This window comes from Salicibibacter kimchii (assembly GCF_003336365.1).
Taxonomy (GTDB): Bacteria; Bacillota; Bacilli; order Bacillales; family Marinococcaceae; genus Salicibibacter; species Salicibibacter kimchii.
The window spans coordinates 2,091,459-2,115,295 of record NZ_CP031092.1 but is presented as its reverse complement, the minus strand read 5'-3'; the positions used below and the strand labels follow the sequence as shown (position 1 = coordinate 2,115,295).

The window sequence follows — 23,837 nt, the reverse complement described above, 5'->3', positions numbered from 1 at the left end:
CAATATATAACATTCGTAGAGGAATGAAATACAAGACTAATTACACAAATCAAGGAGGTGGCGATTCACTCAATTAAAACGTTCGTCTTAGAAGTACCTATTACATACTTACCATCCATGGATAAATCCAGTTACGAACGAATATATGTCGAACAATACATGAGTGGATAATCATTATGAAAAAATATGCATTAAGCACAGTCGTGGCAGTAGGGTTGCTATTCGCAGCTCCAAACGCGGCAGACGCATTTAGTGTAGACGTAGATTCAATGTCCAGCGGAGATGTAAATGACTCCGTAAATGAACTGCAAACAGAACTAAAAGATCTCGGTTACTTTCAAGGATCCACAGGGTCCACGTTCGGTCCCAGAACGCTAAGCGCTGTGAAAGCTTATCAAGAAGATCATGGCATTTCTTCTCCTGCCGGGAACTTCTTTGGAGTTGCAGGACCACAAACGATCGCTTCACTTGAAGGTTCTTCCAATGATAGTTCTGGTGATCATTCGTCCAACGGAAATTCAAATTCCATGTCTAATGGGGATGTCAGTGAATCCGTGAGTGATCTTCAATCGAAGCTTCAAGATCTCGGATACTATGAAGGGAATGTCGATTCCATCTTCGGTCCGTTAACGGAAAGTGCCGTGAAAACTTATCAAGAAGACCATGGCATTTCTTCGCCTGCCGGTAATTTCTTCGGAGTAGCAGGGCCGGCAACGCTAAGCTCCCTTGAAGGGCAGCAAGTCGATGATTCCGACAGCAATAATAATTCCGAGAACAGCAACTCTTCCAGTGAATCTAGCGATAATAGCACTAGCAATGATAACAGCAGCTCCGGCAGTGACAGCTCTTCCGATAGCAACAGCGGATCCGAAGGGGTTGTCGGGGGTGCCTCAACTGATGACACTCCCGATAGCAATGGTGACGTTGATGCCTTGATCGATACTGCGATGGCACAGATGGGTACGCCATATAGTTATGGTGCTAACGGCCCGAGTGCATTTGATTGCAGCGGGTTCATCAACTACGTGTTTGAACAAAATGGACAAGGCTTTGACCATCGTGCGGACACGTCTTCGCTATATAACATGAGTACACCCGTATCCAATCCGAGCAAAGGCGATCTCGTATTCTTTGATACTAGCGGCGGTGTGTCTCACGCGGGTATCTACATCGGAAATGGCGAGTTCATCCACGCGAGTGCATCCAACGGTGTTACGATCGACCGTTTAGACGACCCTTATTATTGGGCCGACAAATACATCGGGGCCGGAAGTCTCTAAACTTCACAAGTGAATGGAATGGTTACCTTTACCCCTTGAAAGCAATGTTAAAACGTTGCTTTCAAGGGGTAATTTTATTCTGTCGATTAAATCGTAAATGTCGTTTGGTTGTTTATGGACGGGGATGTTGTGATACACTGGAAATAAGCAGAACGTCTTCAGTGAGGAGAGGATCACGTGGAACTTTTTAATAAAAATAGAGAGAAACGCACAGGTTCAGGTTTTAATATATTAAGCGGAGATTCGACAGACGGGCACGGCGGATTCGGGGTCGGCTCCATGAGTCTAGACCATTTAACGCCGGTCATTATTGATCCTGTTGATGAACGCGTGTTTATTGACATGGGAGCCATCCATGCTCGTTCCGAAATTGAGAAGAAGGTCAAACTGCTTGAAAATAAAGAAGAACTCAACGATCCGAGAGAATATTGGATGGTTTGGGTGACGACAGGCCATACAGAAGAAGGGAAACCGAAGTATGATGGCATCGGTGCCTGCCGTTTTTATCGGGAGGTTGAGCCGCCGGAAGGCAGCCGGTTTCGCAGAGGATACAAAAGCATGCCTGAGCACGTGAACAACATGGATAAAGCATTAAAAGGCCGGGTTGTCGTGGACCTTATGGATGAAAAATCCCTTTACATGTTACGGGAATATTTGAAAGGGTTCAGTGAAGAATACTGGAACAATTCGAATGATGACTTCAAAGAAGCATTGACGAATTCGTGAAGGATTTGTGAACAATGGGGTTCGCCCTTGTACGAGAGGTGGAGGCCACGTACAATAGGAATCATTAAAGACACTAAAGTGCGCGGGGGGCGTTGTATCCCTTGCGCATTTTAGTGTTTTTTTGTCCTTGAAGAATGTTCAACTATAGTAAAGATGAAAGCATAAGTAAAACCACGGCTTCCGCCATAAGAACTTGGAAAGCTAATTTTTACTAAGAATGGGGATGGTTGCATCATTCAATCTGCGTTATTTTTCGGAACCAATTGCAAGTGCTTGCTCTCGGACTGATAATCGTCTGGTTCGATGGATGTTCTGTGGTAATCTCCTTCCACCCAATCAGGGACCTGATCGTGATAATGGTCACTCATCACATGGCCGGATTGCCCCGGTGCGACGATGTGTTCACTTTCACTTAAATCAGCCAGATCCATCACGCCTCGCCAACCTGCTCCGTGATTTGTGTCTCCTGTTTCTTCGTCATAACTGGCTGCCATCACCGTAATGCTGCTCCCATCCACGGCTTCGGGAGAAGCATTAAAGAGAATCCCGAGTGGCCCTACATCACCGAATGGGTGGGCAAAAGTCGAACGGTGATAATCTCCCCAAAGCCAATTTTCCGGGGTGTCTCCCTGATGATTGACTGCGTAATTTACTGCTCGTTGTAAGGCTTCCGTAGTCACTTCGGAAAGCCCTCCGTTTTTTTCCATCCACGGTCCCGGATTACCGTCTGCAGCATCACGCAAGAGTTGGTCCACAATGCCCGGTTGTCCTTCAAAAATATCGAGAACGCTCTCGGGAATGGCATCGGCAAATAAGACTTGGGGGATCGCGCTCATCCATAAATGGAAGATCAGGGGTCCACTCTCATCTGCAATATCCCTCTCGTCCCAAGAACTTAACACTTCAAGCGCTTCTTCATCGATTTCTCGCAATTCCTCATCCGCAACTCCTTCCATTAATAAGGGGACGAATTCACTTGCCTGTAAATTTTGCACGTCCATTTGCATGGCTTTCATATCTTCAGCAGTAAAGTTGTCGCCGCCCTCAAGCATTTGTAAAATGCGTTCATGGCGGTAAGGCTGCGCCCACGTGTGGGTTAGATGATATTCATATTCTTCATCATCGATCTGATTGTTGGCGGTTGAGATCATGCCTGATTCCGGATTTTCAATTGTCGGCAATTCATCCCACGGGATAAACCCTTCCCAATCATGCTCCCCGGTCCAACCGGGAACAGGGAATAACGCGTCCTCATCGTCAGAGCGAATCGGAATCTTCCCGTTTGCCCGATAGCCGATATTGCCATCCGTATCGGCAAACACAAAGTTCTGCGCAGGTGCGTGGAAGTCTTCCAGTGCAGTTGTGAAGCTCTCCCAATCATCTGCCCGATTGATTCCCATCAAGGCCTCGAATTCCGGGGAAGGGTCATGGGCGGTCCATTTTAGCGCAAGCGCATCATCTCCGGCTGCTCCTTCTTCATGGGCATATTCGGAGATCAATGGGCCGTGGCGCGTAATGATCGTTTCATGTAAAAAAGGCTCATCATATCCATCTACCTCGATTTCTTCTTCAACGACTTCAGCATCGTACCATTCATCTTCATATAAAAATTGGTAAGGGTCCTCCGGATGTCGTCGTTCCATATACAATTGTTGTACATCCGGACCTACATTCGTTACTCCCCAAGCAATGTCTGCATTGTGACCGAGGATAATGCCGGGAACACCGGCAAAAATAACCCCTGTCACGTTTACCGATGGTGATTTTAAGTGGGTTTCATACCAGATGGAAGGGGTGTCGAGCGAGAGGTGGGGATCGTCCGCCAGAAGTGGTGATCCCGATTCTGTGTGATCCCCGGAAATAACCCAATTATTGCTGCCATTGAATGGTTCAGGCAAATATTCGCTTACATCGGCAAAGGCTTCTTCGATATCAACATTCGTGTCTTTGGCTACATCAAGAATGACGGGTCCATCCTCGGGGTATGTTGGCATTAAATCTTGTGCCTCTTCTTCACTTACATTGTTTGTGAGCCAATGTCGAAATGCCTGCCCCTGCCAATTTCCGCCAAGGTCATAAGCCATAAATTTTCCAATCGTTAAAGAATCAAGCACTGTCCAGGGTTCGGGTTCATACCCGAGAAGTCGAAATTCCACGGGCATTTCATTTTCTGAAATCATGTGTGAAATATAATCGTTAACCCCTTCTGCATAGGCTTCGGCAACCTCAAAAGCTTCATCACTGTAAGCACTCATCGAAGCTTCAGCTGCTCGCCGCAATCCAAATGTTCGAAAATATCGATCCGCATCCAGGGCATCTTCACCGATGACTTCACTGAGTGTGCCTGACGCCTGTCTGCGACTCAGGTCCATCTGAACCATTCGATCTTGGGCGGTCACAAACCCTTGCGCATAATACAAATCCCGGTCATTCTCCGCTTCGATATGGGGGACACCGTTTTCGTCCCGATAGACATCTACCTCGGATTCTAGACCTGAAACTTCAGATTCACCTTCCACTTGCGGCAATCCGCTCGTCAGTTGGAAGTAAGCCCAAACAGCGGCCGCGCTTACCAATAAAATAATGCCAAGTAAGATAGCCAATGTTATTTTCCAAAAGCGCGACATTTGCCTATGTGGTTTTTCTTTGATATGTACTCCGTTGTTCATTCGTTGGTCACCGCCTTTTTTCATAGATTCTCTGTATTGAAGCAAAAATCCTGCATGTTGTTTGCAAATGAAGGTAGATGGGTGGTAGAAAATGATAATTAAACGATCTAGGAACGCCCAGCGTGGCCATGAAGCGTTTATGAAGCCCGAGTCCGTGAAAAGGTGGACCCCAGCGTCGCCATGGAACATTTATGGATTCCGGCAAAAAATTCGTAGAAGCGTCATGTATCCGGAAAAAAGATCAAAAAAATCTCCTCACCCGGGAAGAGGTGAGGACAAACAGGCCGTGTCCTTTGGCCCTATTCTGCTGATCGGCACACTAGAGCACCTGTCGCCCAATTCGAGCTATAACTCGGCCTCATCATTGCCAAACCAGCGTTTTAATTTATCCATAAGTTTTTCACTCTCTTTATTTTTTCGTTCCTCGCGCGCACCTTCTTCCGCTTCTTCATCATCAAGATTTTCGACGCAATATTCTTCCGGTGCCGTTTCTTCCAAAAAAGAAACGGTATAAGAAGGGCCGCAAGCGTCGTCGGCTAACAACCCGGTGTCCAAATCTATGTCCACCTCTTCGACTCCCTCAGGTGTTGAAAAGTCCTGTTTGAGATGGCCATCTAATCCACTTTCCAGGGCATTTACCCAGATGCGCTTAGCGATCTGTCCGTGTTCACCGTGATCAAGCGCGGTGTTGTCATCATAACCGACCCAGACACCGGTTACGAGTTCGGGTGTAAATCCGACCATCCAGCTATCCGATGGGGTTGATCCGCTTTTTCCCGCGGCCGGTCTTTGCAGCAAATGGGCAATGGAATGGCCGGTGACAGCCGCATAATCATTCATGGATGGATCGAACATCAGCTTCATTAAATCGGTCGTAATATAGGCGAGTTCAGGTTCAAACACTTGCTGCTTTTCCGGCTCGGTTTCCAGCAATACGTTGCCTTCGTGATCTTCCACACGTTCAACCAAGCGATGGTCCACTTGCTCGCCTCCGTTTGCAAACGGACTATAAGCCTTTGTCAGTTCCAACACGTTGACTTCCGACGTGCCGAGCGCTAACGATAAGTTTGCCGATAGCGGGCTTTCAATCCCTGCCGCTTTCGCGGTTTCTACGAGGGATTCCGGTTCTTGGAAGGCATTGGTTTTCACGGCATAGATATTATCGGAATAGGCCATTGCCTGTGCTAACGTAATAAAATCATTTGCGTACATATCAGCAAAATTGCCGGGTTCATAACTGTCATCTCCATGCGGGTTAGGAAAAGATGTTGGCTCACTCTTGAGCGGTGTTGCTGCGGTAAAACCATTTTCAAGTGCTGCATAGTAAAGAAACGGCTTAAATACAGAACCCGGAGGGCGATGCGCATCAACGGCGCGATTGAATGGGCTTTCGCTGTAATTCTTCCCCCCCACCATCGCTTTCACATCGCCGGTTGTCGGGTCTACAGACACGGCAGCCCCTTGCAACGGATCATCTTTTGGCAGTTCGGCCTCCACGTAACGTTCCGTACTTTCTTGCATCCCTGGATCAATGGTCGTATAAATATGCAAACCACCGGCCTCGAGCACATCAGGGTCGAGATCATAGCGGTCCACGAGTTCTCGTTCAACGGTATCTTGAAAGTAGGGTGCCGTCGTTTCAAGTGTTTCTTCTTCCGCTGTTTCATACGTCAGGTTATCGTCGAGTGCTTCTTCATATTCGGGACTGTCAAGCGCTCCCTGCTCGTGCATCATATCCAAGATCATTTGTTGGCGGTCCTCCGCTCGATCTGGATAAACGTAAGGAGAATAGTAGGAAGGCCCTCGCGGCAAGCCAGCGAGCAAAGCAGACTGGGCGGCATTCAACTCAGAAGCTGCTGTATTAAAATACATCTGCGCGGCTTGTTCAATGCCATAGGCGCCATGGCCGAAATTAATCGTGTTGACATACCCCTCCAGGATATCATCTTTCGGAACATGCCATTCCAAACGGAGAGCGTAAAGCGCTTCACGGATCTTTCGATCCCACGTCTTATCATGATTTAAGAATAAATTACGAGCATATTGCTGCGTGATCGTACTTGCTCCTTGTGACATGGACATCGATTGAATGTTAGTCAAAATGGCGCCTCCGATGCGCGTGTAATCAAACCCGTGATGGTCGAAAAACTTCCGGTCTTCCACAGCGATAAAAGCATCGACCACATGGGGAGAAATGTCGTCCAGCTCCGTCCATTCCCGTTCTTGTCCTTGATGCTGTTCGTTAATAACTTCACCGTCGCTGCTATAAATCGTCGTTGATTGCGAAAGTTCCATCGGCGGCGGTCCAAGCGCATACGCAATGCCGAAAATAACGAGCAACCCAAGCGCTCCAAGAATCCCCATCCCGATTGTCAATCGGAAAAGCAATCGCCATTTACGTCTGTGTGTTTTTTGCCGCCGCGTTGCGATTTGCACTGCCAGCACCCCATCTATGATTAATATATGAGTCTGTTAGCAGTGTCGGTTTTTTGGGAGGAAAATAAACGTAGGATATGAAGTCATTTTGGAGGTGATATACAGTATGAGCAGGGAATCGGATGGCTGATAAATAGATGATTTCGGCTGATATATTTCAGGGTTGTTCGATCCGGTGGGGGTATGCGAGAAGATCGAGGTGCACGCTTTCCTAATTACTGTTATTGACAAGTGATGACTACTTTAACAAATTGTTTGCAGTTTCATTAAATTCTTTGAAAACTGCTTGTCTAAATTTTCATTGCTTGTTATGCTCTCACAAGTTGGTTAACTGATAACTTCAATAATCTTACCAACAGGAGGATTTAACACATGCTGGAAATGCAAACACCAAATTGGGTAAATAATTATATATTGTCCGCTCTTGTGGCTGGATTAATTTTCTTTGCTTTGCCGGTTGTCACAGAGGCCGGTGACACCGAAAGCAAGTTATTAACGGAAGGAGTAGAGTCTACTCACGTCGAAGACCTTCAAGAATCGCTTCAAGAAGAAGGTTACCTGAAACAAGGGGATGTAAGTGGCGTTTATGACAATCAAACGTCCGATGCCGTTAAAAATTATCAAGAGGATCATGATTTGATGGTTGACGGCATGGCCGGTGTTCAAACGCTCGGTGCAATAAAAGTTTTGGAAAAAGGCGATGACTATCCGCTCGTCGCTGATCTACAGGAAACATTACAAGCATACGGTTATTATGATGGATCCTTAGATGGTCATTTTGATTCGGAAACCGATGATTCAGTGAGATCCTTTCAGTCTGATGCCGAAATTGAAGTAGATGGTTTAGCCGGTCCCGAGACTTTCGGAGCGCTTTACTATGAAAGTTCTGAAGAAACGACGGAAGGAAACGGCACAGAAGAGGCTGTTGAAGAAGAGACAGTAGAAGAGGAAACGACGGAAGAAGAAGCTACAGAGGAAGAACCAAGCGATGAAGCTTCCACATCAAACGATGAATCATCTTCCGATGCGGAAGGCGAAACGTACACGATGGAAGCTACGGCATACACTGCGAATTGTGAAGGTTGCAGTGGTGTAACAGCAACAGGCATTGATTTGAACAACAACCGCGATGCAAATGTTGTAGCAGTTGACCCTAATGTTATTCCGCTCGGCTCTACGGTCCATGTCGAGGGATATGGTGAAGCTGTTGCAGGGGATACCGGCGGCGCTATTAATGGCGAAAAAGTCGATCTCCATTATCCAAGCCAAGAAGAAGCTGAAGCGTTTGGTGTTCAGGATGTTGAAGTAACCGTTTTGGATTAAGCATTCAATCCCTTGCTATAACTATAGCAAGGGATTTTTTGCATTGACACACCAAAGCCTGGGTGATAATCTCTTAATAAGTTTACGTTTACGTTAACGTAAACTTATAAGGGGTGGAAGATATGTCCGCGTGCCGGCATAAGCAATATTCTATCAAGGAATTGGCTTCATTATTTGATATTAGTTCAAGAACGATTCGCTATTATGAAGAAATGGGTTTGATCAAGTCAGCGGACCGTGAGGAACCTAGTGAACAACGTTCCTTTACCGATAGTGAACGTCGGAGGTTGAAGTTAATTCTCCGGGGGAAACGTTTAGGATTTAGTTTGCAGGAAATCAAAGAGATGGTTGACTTATATGAGACCAATCCTAAAGGGCAGAAAGAGAAAAAACAAATATTAGAAATAACCGATCAAAAATTACAACAAATTGACGAAAAATTGCTGGAGTTACAAACGGCAAAGGCGGATATTTTGGCATATCGTGAGAAATTTGAAAATGAATAACAACGGGAGGGCGAGGAGGTGTTGGTGAAGCACCTTGGTAGTAAGCAAGCAAACGTAATCGGCGTACTTGATTACTAAAACAAAAGGGAAGAGGAGATGTAAACGGTGCAAAAAAGTGTACAAAATCAACCAGGTATTGATTATACGAAATGGGAAACGGGCAACGATGCCAATTGGTATGACGACGATCCGATTTTACGGCGGTATGCAGAGCGATATTTGTCAGCATCAATGTTGAACTATGTAGAATCAGATTTTTCAAAAACCGGGAAACTGGCTTCCGGTTCGATCGACCAACGGGCGGGGCACACGGACAGAACGGGCGCTCCCCAACTCATCCGTTATAATAAGAAAGGCGAAGAAATTAACAAGGTCTGGTATAACGAAGGTTATTTGCAAACGGTTAAAGACGGTTACGGCACAGGGGTTGTTTCCTATCGTTATGATGATCAGGCCCCGGAAAAAGTTCCTTTTATGGTTAACGCGACGCTTCTATATCTGCTTTGCGAAGCGGAGTCAGGTTTCACTTGTCCCGTGGGTCTTTCACAGTCAGTTGCCTTTGTGCTTGAAAAATTCGGGAATAAAAAACAGCAGGAGGATTATTTGTCTTTATTAGCTTCAACGGACCCTGAAACCCACGAACAAGGGGGCACGTTTCTCACTGAGATCCAAGGAGGCTCGGACGTGGGTGCAACCGAGACAACCGCCATTAAACAAGGCGGTCATTACTTGCTTAGCGGAGAAAAATGGTTTGCCAGTAATTGTGATGCAGAAGTGACGATCACATTGGCCCGTGTCAATGACCAACCTTCCACCCGTGGGTTAGGGCTTTTTCTAATGCCGCGAACGCTTCCTGACGGTTCAAGAAACAATATAACCATCCGCCGTTTAAAAGATAAATTAGGCGTGCGGGCGGTCGCTAGTGGAGAGTTGGAATTAAATGAAGCAGTCGGTTACTTAATCGGGGAAGAAGGTCAAGGGTTTAAATATATGGCGGAGGCGCTTAACGTTTCCCGTCTCGGCACGGCCCTCGGCGGACTTGGCATTGCACGAAGAGCGTTTCTGGAGGCCGCGATTTATACGAGCCACCGAGAAGCGTTTGGAGAAACCATCAATCGTTTCCCCATGGTGCAGGAAACGCTCGTTCATATGATCGCGGAAATAGAAGCCGGTTGGGCGATTACCGCGCAAACAATTCGGAAATTTGATGATGTCCATACCTACGGGGACGATTCTAAAGGAAACTACGCATTGATGCGTATACTGCTTTCTCTTACCAAATACCGTGGCAGTGACCTCGGTGTATCTGCTGCAAAAGAAGCCCTTGAACTGCATGGGGGCAATGGCTATATTGAAGAATACGTCACACCGAGACTGCTCCGGGATGCGGTCGTGAATCCGGTATGGGAGGGAACGGCCAATATACAGGCGCTTGAAGTGTTAAAAACGTTGCAAAAAGGCGGAGCAGAACCTTTTTTGGAGGATCTTCACAGCACGCTCGATACAGTCCGTCACCCGGAGCTTGAAAAAAGCAAAGCGCAATTGTCGGCAGAAGTGAATCGACTGACAGAACTCTTTGAAAGTCTTCACAACGAAGATGAGCGCCGCCAACAAGCAATAGCTAAAAAATTGGCCGATCTCATGTACGATGTCTATGCTGGTGTGCACCTGCTGGAAGAGGCCCAGTATGACATCGAAAACGTGAGCGATGATCGTAGAGCTACTGCGGCGGAGCAATGGGTGAAACTAAAATTTAGCCAGCCGGCGGATCGCGGTATTCTCTCGGAGACTGGCATCAGCGATGAAGTCTTTGCGCAGCTTGTCTGTTTTCAATAATCCTATAAATCTCCCCGAGTTTGTGGGGAGATTAGGTTATTAACGGGAGGGGGTTAAAAGCGTTAAGGCAGTGAGCATGTGTTGGGGGGGCGGTGTTCCACCTCAGCCCTGTTACTCACATAAATCATTTTCTACCCTATATCTTTGGTAAAAGGTGACAACGGTGCGCCCCCTGCCCACGGTAATTAGCTTTTATAAATCTATTTTAACTGTAAATGAATATAATTCCAATACAACACTGCTATTTTAATTATTTAATTTGACCCTACCTTACGGTGATAGGGGTCCCTTCCCTGCTGGCGAAGTTGAACAGCAAGCGGATCGCCAGTAAAAACGAGGAAGATTAAATGAAGAATATAAAAATGAAGGTTGCAAGAGTGGAAAAGGACTTATCCCAAGCGCAGTTGGCAAAACTTGTCGGCGTCTCGCGCCAGACGATCGGCCTGATTGAACTGGGAAAATACAATCCCAGCCTTGCGTTATGCATCGCGATCTGCAAAGCTTTGTCCAAGACGTTGGATGATCTGTTTTGGGAAGAGGAATAGTAAATCCTCCCTGCTTAAGCGGGAGGAAATTTCCTAAATGGCTGATAAATGGATGATTTCGGCTGATAAAACATAAGAATCGGCTGATATACTATATAGACTTATCCTGAAATGCCGAAATAATTTTATCACTCGCCTCTTCGGGATCGAGGCCATCGACGGTGACACGGTAGTGATGCTGGTCATAAATGGCTTGGCGGTCATCGTAAAGCGTCCGGATTTCCGAAATGGTTCGCCCGTGCAGCACCGGTCGGGTCTCAACGAGCATATCCAACCGCTCGAGCCACGCGCTCCAAGAGATATGTAAAAAAACGACCGTGGCGTTTTTCATGCAAATGTTGCGTATCTCTTTTTGAAGAAAGGACCCGCCACCGACAGAAACGACGGCATTTCCAGCGGAAGCTTCTGTTAGATAATTGGTGATTTCCGCTTTTTCTTTCGCGCGAAACGCAGCCTCTCCTTCCTTTTTAAAAATGTCCTTGATCGGCATGCCTTCCTTTTCCTCGATGATTTTATCAATATCCGCAAACGGTTTGTTTAATTTTTTCGCCAACGCTTCCCCGATCATCGTTTTACCGGAACCCATGAAGCCGGTGAGCAGAATCGTTTCGTCTATCGATGTTGCCACACAAATAACCCCGCTTTCCTATCCTCTTTTGATTGCCATTGTAGCAAATCACGATTGAAAAGTAACGATTGAAAGTGGAAAATGGTAGGAAAGGAGATGGAATGAATATGAGCATGGGGTTACAGCTACATACGCGAAAAGGTGACGAAGCGGTTCATCCAAAGATTTGTGTTCCGTTAATGGGAAAGAACCGTGAGGCTTTGCAGGATGAATGGAAACAGTTGAGAAAAAAGACAGTAGACCTCTTGGAATGGCGCGTGGATTACTTTGAAAAAAATCGAGATGTGGATCTGATTATTGATATCGCGGAAGAGATCCATCGAGAAACAACACGTCCGTTATTGTTCACGAAACGTTCCGAAGCAGAAGGAGGGCAAGCGGTTTCTCTCAATGAGGATGAGGTTGTGCAGCTTTATGAAGCCGTCATCGCAAGCGCGGCTGTTCACGGGATCGATATAGAACTGCGGCAGTCGGAAAAAAACACGCAACATTTAATCGAGCAAGCGAGGAACCAGGAGATTGACGTCATTCTCTCTCATCATAATTTTACTGAAACGCCTCCGGCACAACGGTTGGAAGAAAAGATACGTGAAGCTGTGGATTTGGGGGCCGATGTCGCCAAGATAGCCGTGATGCCCCAATCAAAAACGGATGTACTTACCCTTTTGCAAGTAACGGAAAAAATGAGCCGTACGATTCCGATCCCCCTCATTTCGATGGCAATGGGCGTGAACGGCATGATTTCACGTTTGGCAGGAGGCGTGTTCGGCTCTGCGCTTACATTTGCCTCCGGAGCGCAAGCCTCAGCGCCTGGACAAATCCCGGTCGCGGACGTTGAGCAAGTCCTTCGTATTCTGAATCGGAATATGTGATCATAGAATAAAGCGAAGGTTTTTTTCTCACCTCCAACAAAGCGGGTGTTTTCGATATTTTATTTATTTTTTATCTTAGTGATCAGTTACTTATTGAGTGAAGTTGTTGCCTTGGAGTTTTTGGACTATGTGATCGGCATCAGTTCGATCGTGATTATTTTATTAACGGTAAACAAGACAGGTCCGCTGTATCGATGGGTGGGCCTTTCTTTCTTGATGCTCGCGGTGATTTCTTACATAACCGTTGCCCCGATTGATGAGCCTTTTTTGTCGTTGTTTGGATCACTGGCCGGATTACTGTCCTTGTTGTTTGTATTGCCTTGTATGAGCGTGGTGATTGCCATTGGCCGTTATGATCAAGCGCTGGGAAGCATGATCAGCAGCGGTCCGCGGCCGCCGGCCACCACTCTTTACAAGCGGACGTCGCTCGTCACCTATATGCTCACGTTATTTTTGAACGTTGCGACGATACCGGTTGTCGTTTCAGCGGTGAATGATAAGATTAAATCGCTTGGCAAAGAAAAAATCCAGCAGTTTTTTTCTCACAGTTTGCTTCGGGCTTATGCATTCGTGTTGTTGTGGAGCCCAACGGAGATTATCGTTGCCGCGAGTATCGACATTACCGGGCAAAGCTATTTGACGTTGCTGCCTACATTGTTCGTGATCAGCATTCTGTTCATGAGCGTGGATTGGTATTTGCATAGCAAGCGCTACAAAGGGATTCACATTGAAGCGCTGGAAGCAGGAGAGATGTTTGAGCCTAAGCAGATAGCGAAAAAACTTAGGCAAATGGCACTCGCGATCACGGTTTTTATTTTGCTTGTGCTCCTCTTTAACAACTTCGGGACACATACCTTCTTATTTACCGTAACGACCTTAATCGTCCCTTTTACGATTGGATGGGCATTGTTTATAAAAAGGGGGAAACGCTTTCGGACGCTCGCTTTTACCCGTGTGAAAGCCAACGCCAAGAACATGCACGGCCTGTTTTTCTTGTTTTTGTCTGCCGGCTTTTTCGTGGAGGTTTTTCCATATACCGGTGTGTTTGATCAGGTGCAAACAATGCTCGATCACGTTTATCAAAATTACACGGTTTTGCTTTTTTATGCGATTATCGGCTTTTTTATTTTCGGCCTCGCCCTGATCGGTTTTCATCCGTTGATTTCCATCGCACTAATTACGCCATTTCTTGGTGATGTAGTCGCGGCGTATCCATATGGAGTCAGCATCTTGTTGATTGGCGCAGGTCTTTGCACGATCATGATTGGACCGCTTAATGTTACGCCGACCATCCTCTCGATGCAATTAAGAGTAAGTCCATACGCGATCATTAAGCGAAACATCCCTTTTGCGCTGGTATTTCTCACGTTTATTATTTTAGTCGCTTATGGGTTTTCGGTTCTGATGAGTTAAAACAGAGAGCAGGGGAGTGGAGAGGGTTACACGATTTAACTTTGCTCCCTCAAAATGCTCCGATAATGCTATAATATAAAAAAATTATGGAAAAAAAGTTGAGCAACAATAGCTTAAATTTTTGTAATACGTCTTCCGCAATACGATCGGGCCAGATTGTGTAACAACGGCTGCCAGAGCCTCTTATTCATAAAGAACAATACAGTTTAAAAATTCCTATGTAGAATATACGGAGGAAAATAACAATGAACGACAATTTTACAATTATCTATGAACCGCCGAATCCTATGGAATATAATGACTTACGTTTGGAAGGAGGCATAAGTGGGAAGTCGCAAGAAGCCTCAACCGTTGGTTTAAAGAATTCATTGTTTGCAGTATGTATCTATGATCAAAAAACATTAATTGGGATGGGTCGTGTCATCGGTGATGGCGGTGCTTTTTTTCAAGTAGTGGATATCGTGGTAAAACCAAGTTATCAAGGACAAGGACTAGCAAAGTTGATAATGAAAAAACTAATGAACTTTCTAGACGAAAACACGTATCCCGGTTCTTATGTAAGTTTGATAGCTGATGGTTCAGCCAACAAACTTTATGAACAATTTGGATTTAGCTACACCTATCCTAGATCACAGGGGATGTTTAAAAAGTATTAGATTTATCTTCTGCAATCGGGCACAAGAACGGAATAAATGAGCGCCCATCTTGCGTATAGTTAGGGTTAAAATGTTGAATAAATAAAAATGTAACCTTGTGTGGAGAGATTTCAGATACGAGTTTTTTTAACCTATCACTAAGCAATAACGTTTATTTTTTTGCGATGTAGTTCTACAATAAATAGTGTATAGAATGATAAGGGAGGAAATAAGAATGGGAAAATTAGACGATAAAGTTGGAGTGATAGTCGGTGGTACATCAGGCCTTGGAGAAGCTACAGCCAAAATGTTTGCAAAAGAAGGGGCTAAGGTGATCGTTGTTGGTTTAGAAGAAGATCAAGGTCAACGTATTGTTAACGATATTGAACAGAATAATGGAGAAGCAATATTTGTAAAAATTGACATAACGAATCGGACATCAATCGAAGATGGTGTTAATAAAGCAGTAGAAGAATACGGCACGATTGATGTATTGTATAACGGAGCCGGTATTCATGATGCCTATGAAAATGTCGTTGAAACGGACGAAGAAACATTTGATAAATTAATGGATGTAAATGTTAAGGGGCCATACCTTGCCACGAAAGCCGTTATGCCTATATTTTTAGAGAAAGGCAAAGGAAATATTATTAATGTCGGTTCGCAATCTACATTTATTGCCGGTGCAGGTGGTAACACTTACGTAACGAGCAAACATGCTATAAATGGGTTTACAAAACAATTGGCTTTTGATTTTGGTAATAAGGGAATAAAAGCTAATTTAATCGCACCAGGGTTCATTGAGACACCTATGACTGAAGGAATTCAAGAGGAGAGACTATACGATATTCCTGCAGGTAGGGCCGGAAAACCGGAGGAAATTGCGGCAGTAGCAGTTTTCTTAGCTTCTGATGAATCAGATTATATGCATGGGGCTGAAATTAAGGTTGACGGTGGCTGGACTGTTGGGCGTTAAGAATAACAAAGCAGTTTGAAAAAAGTATAAGAGATACAATACAAGAAAATAAATCAATTTGAAAAGCAACCTAGAAGATAGGTTTAGGCTATTCTACGTGAGGAATCAAATGATTTTTGTTTAGTTCTGATTTTCAAGTAGCAACTATAAGAATTATAAAATCATTATTCCAGTTATTATCTTTTCAATATGGTTGATTACATATTACCTGCAAATTAGGTTTCATACTTCTGCGGTCTTTTAACATCTCTAACCATTGAACTTGTTGTGCTTGTTATTAAATTATGCAGGTAAGTCAACAATTTTGTGTAACGATATTAGGATAATGGATTTGGTCAAGTTGAGGATTTTAAGCAATCGAAGCGCGATTGTTGAAGATCAATTTAAGTTTCATGGAAAGCATCCGGCCTTATTGATGAATTCCGGCGCGAAATCACGGATTATGATGGGAAGGAAACAAACGTAGTGAGGAATTAAAAACCCTTCTCCCACCATGCCAAGCGCATTGATGATTACCGGTCGTTATCGGGACGGGATTGGTAATTCGATATGAACTGTTTCATTTTCGTGGAAATGTGGTATAATACAAGAAACGGCACATACAATAAAAAACGACCACAGTGACAGCTGTGGTCGAGTAGATACCCATTCTCTGAATAGGGGATTGGCGTTATCTTCTCTTTAAGAAAAATAGCCCTTACCTATTTGGTGGACAGGGGGCTATTTTTTTTGGTTGAAAATAGCGACAACAACGGCGATGAGCATTATGATCATCGTGGATGACGACACCATAAGCGTCAAAACCTGGAATGTTGTCATGGAATCACCCCCTTTCGGGGGACAACTCCAATCACCCTATCCATTATCGAGAATTGATTAATCGAATGCGTATCTATTTTCTATTATAACATAGACGCACATAAATGACCTCTATTTTTGTAAAGGTTTATACAAACAAATCCTGTGATTTCAAGGGTTTTCAGCATTATCCTCCAGCATTTTTTCTTTGCTTGACCGCGCCATACAGGGAATACGCTCTCCTAAAGAATAGAGGCCAATTAATGGCATAAGGTTGTGTTTGAACAAGAACTTTTTATATTTAGTTTGAAACGTGAAAATAAAAAAGAATGATGCTAAAAAAAGGATGATCGTTCCTAAGAGCAACAAATTTTTGGCCTTATATTTTGGGATGAAGTTACGGCACATTTGACTTTCTTCGTGATTTTACATTATCAAGTAGGAATGTTTATTTACTTCGGAAAGATAAGCTATATATGTCGGGTAAAATAAGGGAAGAAAATAAAAAAAGGTCGTGCATAAACTAAGTGAACAAAGTCGATTAAAGCAGTTGGAGGAATTATTCAGTATGTTAACTAGAGGGGATATCTTCAAACACGTCAAAGAAACTTACGGTACATTACCTGATTACCCGTTTAAGCAATTTCCAAACTATGCTGCTTTAAGACATGCATCCAACGGAAAATGGTATGGTCTTGTCATGAATGTACTACCAGGGAAAATAGGATTAGATGGAAATGAGAAAATCGATATTTTGAATCTAAAATGTCCACCTGAATTAACCGGAGGTTTAAGAAATGGACGAGATATTTTACCTGGGTATCATATGGATAAAGAACATTGGATTTCACTTGTTTTAGAACGTATTGATCAAGAAGGAGAAATTTACAACTTAATTGAGCAAAGCTTTAATTTAACCAAGTGAAAAAAATCCCCACCTACTCCGTATTATGCAGCTAAGATGACCAAAACTTTAGCGAAAGAAATTCCGAAGAATAAATGGGATATTAAGTTGATTGAAGAAGTAGGGTCACTAAGAAAATTATTTATTCATATCATTCGTGTTAGAAATATTTATAGGGACGGACTAAGAACTGGCATCGTAGAATTTCCAGGTGATCTTCCAATAAGTGACGAAAATTTAATTGAGCAATTGGACAGATCAATGAATGACTTAGCTTTTGCATTTACACAAACGAGTAATCAACGTATTAAAATGGGTGAAGAATCTTTATCTGTAGTAGAGCTTCTAAACACTGCAGTTCAACATGAAGGCATTCATCAAGGGCAGTACTTTGTTGCCCTGAATCAAGCAAACATTAAGGTACCAAAACAATGGATTCAGGATTCGCATATGTAACCAGTTATTCCTTTAAATCAATTGTAGAAAATAAAAACGCTTGGTTTTGTCTAAACCAAGCGTTATGTTTGAGGCGAATGTTGATATAAGGAATGTTCCAGTAACGGAACGCTTTAGCTGAACAAGGAGTCGCACATTTTTGCATCCGTCGAAAAGATTTTTGTACAACAATAATTGCATAAATCACTCCAAATTGAAGTGCCATTACACTTCCCAGTTGAAAATAAAATACGGCTGTTGCAATACTAAAGGTGATATTGGTAATGCTTAGCCAACCTCCTCAGAAGCGGGCAACTCCTTTTTTATCCACATGTTTTCAATGTCGAGAGGATGTCACGAGTGTATCGGATCCTTCGTTTGCATCTTTTCAATATTGCCGTCCGAGAGGGTGATCACGCGGTCACATAAATCGAATAAGCGAGTATCATGTGTGACCATGACGGCTGCTTTTTGTTGTTGTCTCACTTGTAACGCCAGTGTTTCAACCACTTCCCGGCCTCTGGCAGCGTCCAAGCTGGCCGTTGGTTCATCAGCCAGCAATAATTCCGGATCGTTCATCCATGCCCGCGCGATGGCAACACGCTGTCGTTCCCCACCTGATAAGTTAACAGGGTAATGGTTTTTACGATGGTTGAGTCCAAGCATATTTAACAGTTCATCGGAACGTTTTTTAGCTTTTTGTTTCGGGATTTTTGCGATTTTGGCGATATAAAGCAATTGGTCCTTAACACGCAAATAAGGGATTAAATGAGCGGATTGAAAAATAAACCCAATTTGATGCAACCGCATAGTCGTGCTTTCTTTTGAATTTAATTGTGAAAGGACTTGACCGTCGAGCAGCAATTTTCCTTTGGACGGTGTTAGCAATGCACCTGCCACCGAAAGGAGCGTGCTTTTTCCTGAACCTGACGGACCGGTGATTGCCACGAATTCACCTGCATCTACTGATACATTTACGTCATCAAGGACAGTTGTCTTTCTATCGCCTTCCCCAAATTCCACACCTATATTTTCCATTAAGAGTTTCGTTGTCATGCTTCCATACCTCCAATCGCTTCAAGGGCATCTATTTTTTTCACTTTATATAAGGAAAGCAATGAACCGAGGATGGCGACGACGATAAATATGCCTGCCAAAGAAGCTACTAAATGAAACGGCAACATAAAAGGCATGTCCGACGGCAGTAGGGCCGCGACAAGAAAAGTGACTCCTATACCCATAGTGACACTGACGACCGATATAATGCCGACCTGAACAAGAATCGTATTCGCCAATTCACTTACTTTCGTGCCAATCGCCTTTAATATACCAAACTGCGTCAGCTTCTGGATCGTGATGACATAAAAGAAAGCAGCAAGCACGAACGCTGAAATGATGAATAGAAAGACGATCATCATCCATAATGAACCTTGTTCCTCACTATAACCGGGGATGCCGGAAAGGGAGTCCTGGATAGTAACGACTTCCGCATCGGTCAATTGGCTGTTTAGGGTGCTTGCCGTTTCTTCTCCGATATCCGGAAGAACAAGGGCACTGGCGAGCAGTTCATCCCCGCCGCTCATTTCGAGCCAATCTTCCCCAGTAACATAGATCACTGGCGTGTGGCTATATTTTTGGTTGTTTGTAAAGCCCGTGATCGTAAAGATCTCTTCTGTCGTATCTTCCAAAAATTCATCGCCTACACGAAACCCTTCTTCTTGAAGGGACTCATCCGCCAGAATCTCTCTTTGTCCAGACGGTTTTTCGCCTTCCGTTACCTCCGGGAACAAGGCCGAGTCATCGTTAAGATAGAATTTGGCAATATCTGCTTGCGACGTTTCATCGTCTTGAATCGTTCCTTGATGGATCCCTAAGATTTCAGCTTGATCGATGTTGTTTTGAACAATCTCTTGATCCTCATCATCGATTAATGACCGCGTGAGTTGCATGCCTGCCTCATCGTCCATGACAAAATGCTCGGCCGTTTCATCCATGTTTATAATGGACGAAGCATTATCATAAGCGAGTCCTTGTGCAAGTCCCGAGACGAAAAGAACTAGGAACGAAAGCAGGAAAATAATCAGCGCGACCATGATATATCTTAGCTTGGAGTAGAGTAATTCTCTGATCGCTAAAAACATATGATAACCTCCCTTTGTTATCACTTTAAAAGATGTCCATGAACGCAATATGAACAAAAAGAAACGGAATTGTTAAAGCTTTTCTTTTGAGAGATAATGAATGTAGAAGGAGAGGTTCGCATGATTTCACTATTGCTCGCGGATGATGACGCGCACCTTCGTGAATTTGTCAGCGAAGATCTACAAAATGAAGGGTATCGTGTTTATCAAGCGGAAGACGGGGAAGTTGCTCTGAAGATCCTCGAGAAGGAAATGATTCATTTGGCCATCGTCGATATTATGATGCCGAAGGTTGATGGTTTTGCAATGTGTAAAGATATTCGCGAGGGTTATGATATTCCGGTGATAATGTTAACGGCGAAAGGGGAACTTGAAGATAAAGCGAAAGGATTTGCGGCAGGGACGGACGATTATGTCACCAAACCTTTCGAGCGGAAAGAGTTGATTTTCCGAATCAAAGCACTGTTGCGCCGGTTTCAGTATGTTCACCAAGAGATCATCATGGTCGGTGAAGTGACCATTAACCGTAAAAGTTATGAGGTCGAATGTAATGGCAAAACAATGATGTTGCCTATGAAAGAATTTGATTTGTTGGCTCAACTGGCAAGCTTTCCGAATCAGACGTTTACGCGTGAAATGCTGATTGAAATCATATGGGGAAGCGATTTTACCGGCGATGACCGCACCGTCGATGTGCATGTCAAACGATTGCGGGAACGGTTTTCAAAAGAAACGGATGCTTTTTCAATCAGGACAATCCGTGGCGTTGGGTACAAAATGGAGGTTCACGAGTGAAAAGTTTTTACGTCCGCATTGTTCTCACAACGTTCACAGTCATGATTGTAAGCAGTCTGCTCGCTTTTTTTATTAGCAATGGTTACTACCAATTATACTTAAAGCCCTCCAACGATGCCGCGATTATGGAAATGGCGGAAGAGGTTCAACAATACGCGGAAAATGAAGTGGGAGGCGCTGAAGGAAGTTACTTTTCACATGTGGGTCACTTAGGTTATCAACTGGTCTTGTATCATGAAGATGGGAGCACACGCCAATATGGCAGCGGTTTTCGCGATGACGATCTTCCTGTAGAAGAGGTCGAACATGTTCTTGCAGGTGGAGAATATCACGGGGTTTCCGAGCAACCCGCCGGTTTGTTTGTTACGGGTTTTTTTAACAATGTGTTGGAAAATACCGTAGGGGCCCCGGTTGAAACTACGGAAGGGACTGCGGCGATGTTTATCCGGCCCGATCATGAACAACAATTTGGGGAATTTCGTTTTTTTCTCGCCCTTTTGCTCGTCCTTACGGTGATTATAAGCTTTCTTTTCGTTGCCCTGACGGCTCGGCGAATCGTCAAACCGGTGACGTCTTTAACAGAGGCGACGAAACAAATTTCCGATGGGTCCTTTGACATTGACCTTAACGTAAGGCGCAAAGATGAAATCGGACAGCTGGCGAAACATTTTACATCCATGAGCAAGGATCTTCGCCAACTTGAGGCGATGCGCCAAGAATTCGTCTCCAATGTGTCCCACGAAATCCAGTCACCGCTATCCACGATCCGGGGGATCACACAGACGTTACAACAATCCGCATTGGACGAAGATCAAAAGGAAAAGTATATTAAAATTATAGAAAAAGAGAGCGGACGGCTATCCTCTTTGAGCAGACAATTACTCATCCTTGCCTCCTTAAATAACGAAGATAAAATTGTAAAAGAGCAGCCCGTGGATGTTCACGGACAAGTTAAAGAAATCATTCAAACCCACCGTTTTCAATGGGAGGAAAAGGAGCTATATATTGAGATCGAAGGCAAAGCAGAACAAGTCCTCGGAGATGCTACTCTCCTTTATCAAGTATGGACGAATCTGTTGACGAATGCCATCAAATTCAGTAATAGCGGCGGTGACATCCGGATCAATATACAAAGAGAAGGTTATTATGTGAACGTTGAAGTTGAAGATAGCGGCGTTGGCATGACACCCCAGGAGGTTAAGAAAATTTTCGACCGTTTCTATAAGGGCGATCAGGCACGCACCCCTGGAAAAGGAAGTACAGGACTTGGGCTTGCAATCGTGAAAAAAATTATCGACCTCCACGATGGAAAGATCGATGTTGAAAGCACTCCGGGGGCTGGTACAAAGGTGAGCATATGGTTAAAAACTGTGATTTAATCTGTTTCATTCTTGCCCTTCCGTTCTGAATAATCGCGGATGCGTTCTGAATAACGGCATTGGAGGAGAACCAATCGCTTTTTCGGTCGCCCTAAAGCGATTATCGCTTCCCGCTCAATCATCAATCGTCGACAACTTCCACTTCGTGCACGGGCATACGGTGCATTCCTCTGGCGGTGACATGTGGTTGAATGTAAACGGTCGAGACGTCCGGAAATTGAAAATCGGCTTCATATATCCCGTTTCCGGCGTGTACACTATCAATCATGGCTCCTTGTTCATCCTCATCGTGCCAAACTTCAAAAATGACATAATCAGCATCTTCGACCGGTTTATTTTCCTGGGTGACTTCAGCTTGCAACGTCCATTCGTCACCGACCGTTGCCTCTGAATCATTTAATACCTCAACTTCAATCGGTTCGGTGGAAAGATCTTCAGGCGTATCTTCGGCTATCGTTTCAACATCCGCACCTATCATAAGAGTCGCGTAACCCGTCATCACAAATAAGGCAATATAGATCGGCGCCAACCAAAAAGGACGCCTGGTACCGACGCTATAGGTGAGAAAAATGAGAATGGTGATAGCTGCCCCGGCCAGCAGGATGGTCGGGATATTCGGGGTCCATAGGACCATTTCACCTGAAAGCAAGTTCGATGCAATTATTTGGCTCGCCAATCCGGAGACGTCCGTAAACTCCAATGTCTGCGCAACTTCATGGGGCGGTTCTTGTTCAGCCATTATGGCTGTGACGACAAAAACAACAACAAGCACGATGCTTTCCATTTGCAAAGAGGAGCGAGGTCTGCGTTTATTTCCATGTTTCATAGGTTTATCGAGTCTTTTTTTCATGATAAACCCATGGGCGAATCCATAGAACACGAGCGGAATGAACAGCAAATGCTTCAGCAATTGCCATTGGCCGTATTCAAGGAGCCAACTATTCGTGTACTCCGGGGTAATGAACGTGAGCATCCCGATTCCGCTCACGAAGAGAAGAAGCACCATCGTGATCGCAAATGGGGTGAACCATTGAAAAAAGCGGAGCCAGCGGGTTTCCCCGATCGAGAAGAAGCTGGCAATGAGGAGTACCCCCGTCCACGATAACGCTGATGTCGTGTGCAAGACATCGAATATATAGCCTTGATCAGAGAGGGATGCGGCATGAGAGCTCCAACTCGTAGCCAAAATCATTCCAAAAACGGGGAGTAGGAGAAGGGATCGAGCTTTTAACGTGAAGCGTGCAACGAGTACAATGATAAGAAAACAGACGAACGCGACAAACCCTTGTCCGATATTAAACTCGAATAAGCTAGAAACAAGGACAGATGGAAAAGGTTCCGATGAAATCGCAGCAGTTTGTTCCGCAATCAGGCCGACCGGAATAAAGCTAAAAACGATCATCGTAATGGCAAGTGCCGGAAGCAGAAATTTCGGAATGCGCAATGTCGGCCGCTGATCGTCAGATATAGCTTCGAGAATGTGAATCCCGATAAAAAGTGATAGAGTGATGAACAATACCGCATTCGCAATGATGACCAT

Annotated in this window: 22 protein-coding genes; 14 read left to right on the top strand and 8 right to left on the bottom strand. The window is 44.5% G+C overall.

Going from position 1 to position 23,837, the window contains the following annotated elements:
- Positions 1 to 176: 176 nt before the first annotated feature.
- On the top strand, positions 177 to 1,280 hold the full coding sequence (locus DT065_RS10710) for a C40 family peptidase (RefSeq protein WP_114373237.1): 1,104 nt from the start codon (positions 177 to 179) through the stop codon (positions 1,278 to 1,280).
- A 177-nt stretch (positions 1,281 to 1,457) separates the two neighbouring features.
- The gene (locus DT065_RS10705; protein WP_114373235.1) at positions 1,458 to 2,006 is read left to right on the top strand and encodes a YwhD family protein; all 549 of its coding nucleotides are present in this window, start codon (positions 1,458 to 1,460) and stop codon (positions 2,004 to 2,006) included.
- Between the two features lie 236 nt (positions 2,007 to 2,242).
- Here DT065_RS10705 and DT065_RS10700 read toward each other — a convergent pair whose 3' ends face one another.
- Both DT065_RS10700 and DT065_RS10695 read right to left on the bottom strand, forming a co-directional pair.
- Positions 2,243 to 4,675 (bottom strand): penicillin acylase family protein, encoded by a 2,433-nt coding sequence (locus DT065_RS10700; RefSeq protein WP_114376256.1) that lies wholly within the window; start codon positions 4,673 to 4,675, stop codon positions 2,243 to 2,245.
- Positions 4,676 to 5,020: 345 nt separating this feature from the next.
- Positions 5,021 to 7,111 (bottom strand): transglycosylase domain-containing protein, encoded by a 2,091-nt coding sequence (locus DT065_RS10695; protein WP_114373233.1) that lies wholly within the window; start codon positions 7,109 to 7,111, stop codon positions 5,021 to 5,023.
- A 372-nt stretch (positions 7,112 to 7,483) separates the two neighbouring features.
- Between DT065_RS10695 and DT065_RS10690 the strand changes: the two genes are divergently transcribed.
- From DT065_RS10690 to DT065_RS10675, 4 genes are all read left to right on the top strand, one after another.
- A complete protein-coding gene (locus DT065_RS10690) occupies positions 7,484 to 8,434 on the top strand; it encodes a peptidoglycan-binding protein (protein ID WP_114373231.1) in 951 nt (316 codons plus the stop codon).
- A 122-nt stretch (positions 8,435 to 8,556) separates the two neighbouring features.
- A complete protein-coding gene (locus DT065_RS10685; protein ID WP_114373229.1) occupies positions 8,557 to 8,940 on the top strand; it encodes a MerR family DNA-binding protein in 384 nt (127 codons plus the stop codon).
- A 105-nt stretch (positions 8,941 to 9,045) separates the two neighbouring features.
- A complete protein-coding gene (locus DT065_RS10680; RefSeq protein ID WP_114373227.1) occupies positions 9,046 to 10,776 on the top strand; it encodes an acyl-CoA dehydrogenase family protein in 1,731 nt (576 codons plus the stop codon).
- A gap of 347 nt (positions 10,777 to 11,123) precedes the next feature.
- The gene (locus tag DT065_RS10675) at positions 11,124 to 11,321 is read left to right on the top strand and encodes a helix-turn-helix transcriptional regulator (RefSeq protein ID WP_114373225.1); all 198 of its coding nucleotides are present in this window, start codon (positions 11,124 to 11,126) and stop codon (positions 11,319 to 11,321) included.
- 91 nt (positions 11,322 to 11,412) lie between these two features.
- Here the strand turns inward: DT065_RS10675 and DT065_RS10670 are convergent, their stop codons facing one another.
- On the bottom strand, positions 11,413 to 11,949 hold the full coding sequence (locus DT065_RS10670) for a shikimate kinase (RefSeq protein ID WP_114373223.1): 537 nt from the start codon (positions 11,947 to 11,949) through the stop codon (positions 11,413 to 11,415).
- A 107-nt stretch (positions 11,950 to 12,056) separates the two neighbouring features.
- Between DT065_RS10670 and aroD the strand changes: the two genes are divergently transcribed.
- From aroD to DT065_RS10650, 4 genes are all read left to right on the top strand, one after another.
- Positions 12,057 to 12,821, top strand: coding sequence for a type I 3-dehydroquinate dehydratase (gene aroD / locus DT065_RS10665; RefSeq protein WP_160112510.1), 765 nt, complete (start codon positions 12,057 to 12,059; stop codon positions 12,819 to 12,821).
- A gap of 93 nt (positions 12,822 to 12,914) precedes the next feature.
- On the top strand, positions 12,915 to 14,234 hold the full coding sequence (locus DT065_RS10660) for a hypothetical protein (protein ID WP_160112509.1): 1,320 nt from the start codon (positions 12,915 to 12,917) through the stop codon (positions 14,232 to 14,234).
- Positions 14,235 to 14,479: 245 nt separating this feature from the next.
- Complete coding sequence (locus tag DT065_RS10655; RefSeq protein ID WP_114373219.1) at positions 14,480 to 14,890, top strand: GNAT family N-acetyltransferase; 411 nt, start codon at positions 14,480 to 14,482, stop codon at positions 14,888 to 14,890.
- 214 nt (positions 14,891 to 15,104) lie between these two features.
- Positions 15,105 to 15,845: an SDR family NAD(P)-dependent oxidoreductase gene (locus DT065_RS10650; protein WP_114373218.1), complete on the top strand. Its 741-nt coding sequence runs from the start codon at positions 15,105 to 15,107 to the stop codon at positions 15,843 to 15,845.
- 720 nt (positions 15,846 to 16,565) lie between these two features.
- On the opposite strand, the gene DT065_RS19325 is transcribed toward DT065_RS10650, so the two are convergent.
- The gene (locus tag DT065_RS19325; RefSeq protein ID WP_227002558.1) at positions 16,566 to 16,664 is read right to left on the bottom strand and encodes a putative holin-like toxin; all 99 of its coding nucleotides are present in this window, start codon (positions 16,662 to 16,664) and stop codon (positions 16,566 to 16,568) included.
- A 547-nt stretch (positions 16,665 to 17,211) separates the two neighbouring features.
- Between DT065_RS19325 and DT065_RS10640 the strand changes: the two genes are divergently transcribed.
- Together DT065_RS10640 and DT065_RS10635 are read left to right on the top strand one after the other, a co-directional pair.
- A complete protein-coding gene (locus tag DT065_RS10640; RefSeq protein ID WP_114373216.1) occupies positions 17,212 to 17,568 on the top strand; it encodes an MmcQ/YjbR family DNA-binding protein in 357 nt (118 codons plus the stop codon).
- A gap of 36 nt (positions 17,569 to 17,604) precedes the next feature.
- Positions 17,605 to 18,003, top strand: a complete 399-nt coding sequence (locus DT065_RS10635; protein WP_114373214.1) for a DinB family protein — start codon at positions 17,605 to 17,607, stop codon at positions 18,001 to 18,003.
- Positions 18,004 to 18,007: 4 nt separating this feature from the next.
- On the opposite strand, the gene DT065_RS10630 is transcribed toward DT065_RS10635, so the two are convergent.
- The 3 genes from DT065_RS10630 to DT065_RS10620 all read right to left on the bottom strand — a co-directional run bounded on the left by DT065_RS10630 (position 18,008) and on the right by DT065_RS10620 (position 20,123).
- A complete protein-coding gene (locus tag DT065_RS10630; RefSeq protein WP_114373212.1) occupies positions 18,008 to 18,208 on the bottom strand; it encodes a hypothetical protein in 201 nt (66 codons plus the stop codon).
- A gap of 128 nt (positions 18,209 to 18,336) precedes the next feature.
- Entirely contained in the window at positions 18,337 to 19,038 is a 702-nt protein-coding gene (locus DT065_RS10625; RefSeq protein ID WP_114373210.1) for an ABC transporter ATP-binding protein, read from the bottom strand.
- On the bottom strand, positions 19,035 to 20,123 hold the full coding sequence (locus DT065_RS10620; RefSeq protein ID WP_114373208.1) for an ABC transporter permease: 1,089 nt from the start codon (positions 20,121 to 20,123) through the stop codon (positions 19,035 to 19,037). Before DT065_RS10620 ends, DT065_RS10625 begins: the two co-directional genes overlap by 4 nt.
- Positions 20,124 to 20,243: 120 nt before the next feature.
- Between DT065_RS10620 and DT065_RS10615 the strand changes: the two genes are divergently transcribed.
- Together DT065_RS10615 and DT065_RS10610 are read left to right on the top strand one after the other, a co-directional pair.
- Positions 20,244 to 20,918 carry a response regulator transcription factor gene (locus DT065_RS10615; protein WP_114373206.1) on the top strand — a complete coding sequence of 225 codons (675 nt, stop codon included), beginning with the start codon at positions 20,244 to 20,246 and terminating at the stop codon, positions 20,916 to 20,918.
- On the top strand, positions 20,915 to 22,297 hold the full coding sequence (locus DT065_RS10610; protein WP_114373204.1) for a sensor histidine kinase: 1,383 nt from the start codon (positions 20,915 to 20,917) through the stop codon (positions 22,295 to 22,297). Before DT065_RS10615 ends, DT065_RS10610 begins: the two co-directional genes overlap by 4 nt.
- A gap of 121 nt (positions 22,298 to 22,418) precedes the next feature.
- On the opposite strand, the gene DT065_RS10605 is transcribed toward DT065_RS10610, so the two are convergent.
- Positions 22,419 to 23,837, bottom strand: a complete 1,419-nt coding sequence (locus DT065_RS10605) for a CopD family protein (RefSeq protein WP_114373202.1) — start codon at positions 23,835 to 23,837, stop codon at positions 22,419 to 22,421.

What these genes read in the sequence shown, in the direction of transcription:
- DT065_RS10710 (WP_114373237.1), top strand. Translation starts at nt 177, where the DNA reads ATGAAAAAATATGCATTAAGCACAGTCGTGGCAGTAGGGTTGCTATTC.
- DT065_RS10700 (WP_114376256.1), bottom strand. Translation starts at nt 4,675, where the DNA reads ATGAACAACGGAGTACATATCAAAGAAAAACCACATAGGCAAATGTCG.
- DT065_RS10690 (WP_114373231.1), top strand. Translation starts at nt 7,484, where the DNA reads ATGCTGGAAATGCAAACACCAAATTGGGTAAATAATTATATATTGTCC.
- DT065_RS10685 (WP_114373229.1), top strand. Translation starts at nt 8,557, where the DNA reads ATGTCCGCGTGCCGGCATAAGCAATATTCTATCAAGGAATTGGCTTCA.
- DT065_RS10675 (WP_114373225.1), top strand. Translation starts at nt 11,124, where the DNA reads ATGAAGAATATAAAAATGAAGGTTGCAAGAGTGGAAAAGGACTTATCC.
- aroD (WP_160112510.1), top strand. Translation starts at nt 12,057, where the DNA reads ATGAGCATGGGGTTACAGCTACATACGCGAAAAGGTGACGAAGCGGTT.
- DT065_RS10655 (WP_114373219.1), top strand. Translation starts at nt 14,480, where the DNA reads ATGAACGACAATTTTACAATTATCTATGAACCGCCGAATCCTATGGAA.
- DT065_RS10650 (WP_114373218.1), top strand. Translation starts at nt 15,105, where the DNA reads ATGGGAAAATTAGACGATAAAGTTGGAGTGATAGTCGGTGGTACATCA.
- DT065_RS19325 (WP_227002558.1), bottom strand. Translation starts at nt 16,664, where the DNA reads ATGACAACATTCCAGGTTTTGACGCTTATGGTGTCGTCATCCACGATG.
- DT065_RS10640 (WP_114373216.1), top strand. Translation starts at nt 17,212, where the DNA reads ATGTTAACTAGAGGGGATATCTTCAAACACGTCAAAGAAACTTACGGT.
- DT065_RS10635 (WP_114373214.1), top strand. Translation starts at nt 17,605, where the DNA reads ATGACCAAAACTTTAGCGAAAGAAATTCCGAAGAATAAATGGGATATT.
- DT065_RS10630 (WP_114373212.1), bottom strand. Translation starts at nt 18,208, where the DNA reads ATGGCACTTCAATTTGGAGTGATTTATGCAATTATTGTTGTACAAAAA.
- DT065_RS10625 (WP_114373210.1), bottom strand. Translation starts at nt 19,038, where the DNA reads ATGACAACGAAACTCTTAATGGAAAATATAGGTGTGGAATTTGGGGAA.
- DT065_RS10620 (WP_114373208.1), bottom strand. Translation starts at nt 20,123, where the DNA reads ATGTTTTTAGCGATCAGAGAATTACTCTACTCCAAGCTAAGATATATC.
- DT065_RS10615 (WP_114373206.1), top strand. Translation starts at nt 20,244, where the DNA reads ATGATTTCACTATTGCTCGCGGATGATGACGCGCACCTTCGTGAATTT.
- DT065_RS10605 (WP_114373202.1), bottom strand. Translation starts at nt 23,837, where the DNA reads ATGGTCATCATTGCGAATGCGGTATTGTTCATCACTCTATCACTTTTT.